The following is a 1119-nucleotide window of genomic DNA, read 5'->3' as shown; positions in this document are numbered from 1 at the left end:
CCGTCGCCGGGGAAGAGTCCGCCCGCTGGGGTGGTCTGCTCGCCGCCGGACGCGGCTTTCAGCCCGGGCAGCGGGGTGCCGCCGCCGGGGGCGGGGTCGCGGTCGGTGGCGAGGGTGATCCCGGCGATGGTGCCGCCCGCCACGAGGACCACGCCGGCGATGATCTCCGCTCTGCGGGAGCGGGCCTTGCGGGGCGGGCGGGGCGGTTCTGGGCTCGACCTGAGCAGGTCGGCGGGGGGACGGGATCTGCCGGACACTCCGCAAGAGTAAGTGGCGTGCGCGCCCGGTGTAACCCGTGAATTCAACCGACGCCCTATTTGATACCAAATGTTCTGTTTGTCGAGATCATTGGCGGCCGAGACCGGCCTCGCGGGCCTGGACGATCGCCTGAGCACGGTCCGCGACCTGCAGTTTCGCGAACACGTTCGAAACACGGTTCCGGACGGTCTTGGGCGACAGATAGAGCCGGGCCGCGATCTGCGGGTTGGTGAGCCCGGCGGCGATCAGCGCCAGGACGTCGTTCTCGCGGGCGGTCAACTGCGGGAAGGGGCTGATCCCCGCGGTCGGACGGGTGGAGGCCAGCACGGTGAAGTACCGGGTGACGCGGGCGGCGAGCGCGGGCCCGAAGATCGCCTCGCCGTGGGCGACGGAGGTGATGGCCCGCAGGATCTCCTCCTGGTCGGCGCCTTTGACGAGGTAGCCGCGGGCGCCGGCGAGCATGGCGGCGAACACCGATTCGTCGTCGTCGTGCATGGTGAGGGCCAGGACGCCGGTGGCGGGGCGGTGGGCGACGATCCGCCGGGTGGCCTCGATGCCGTCGAGGTGGGGCATCTGCAGGTCCATGACGACGACGTCGGGACGGGTCTCGGCGGCCAGGTCGACGGCTTGGCGGCCGTCGGCGGCGGTGCCGACGATGTCGACGGCGTCGGTGGAGGCCAGCATGAGGCGCAGGCCGTCGCGGTAGACGGGGTGGTCGTCGGCGATGAGGACGCGTGGCCTGGCGGTCATGCGGCTCCTTGGCGGTGTTCGCGGTGCGGGCGGGTGGGCACGTTCGCGGTGGGGAGGTCGGCGGTGACGCGGGTGCCGCCGCCGGGACGCGGATGGAACGTGCAGGTGCCG

At 72.3% G+C, this 1119-nt stretch carries 2 protein-coding genes; both read right to left on the bottom strand.

Annotated features, from left to right (window positions below; translation table 11 throughout):
- A partial coding sequence (locus ACYVE7_RS34425) for a hypothetical protein (protein ID WP_460370810.1) occupies positions 1 to 257 on the bottom strand: 257 nt, incomplete at its 3' end.
- 88 nt (positions 258 to 345) lie between these two features.
- Entirely contained in the window at positions 346 to 1008 is a 663-nt protein-coding gene (locus tag ACYVE7_RS34420; protein WP_460370808.1) for a response regulator transcription factor, read from the bottom strand.
- Positions 1009 to 1119: the final 111 nt, after the last annotated feature.

The sequence above is a fragment of the Actinocorallia lasiicapitis genome (assembly GCF_054778695.1).
The sequence above is the reverse complement of the archived record's forward strand: the minus strand, read 5'-3'. Positions and strand labels throughout refer to the sequence as shown.

Coding starts and splice junctions, on each gene's coding strand:
- ACYVE7_RS34420 (WP_460370808.1), bottom strand. CDS start 1,008: ATGACCGCCAGGCCACGCGTCCTCATCGCCGACGACCACCCCGTCTAC.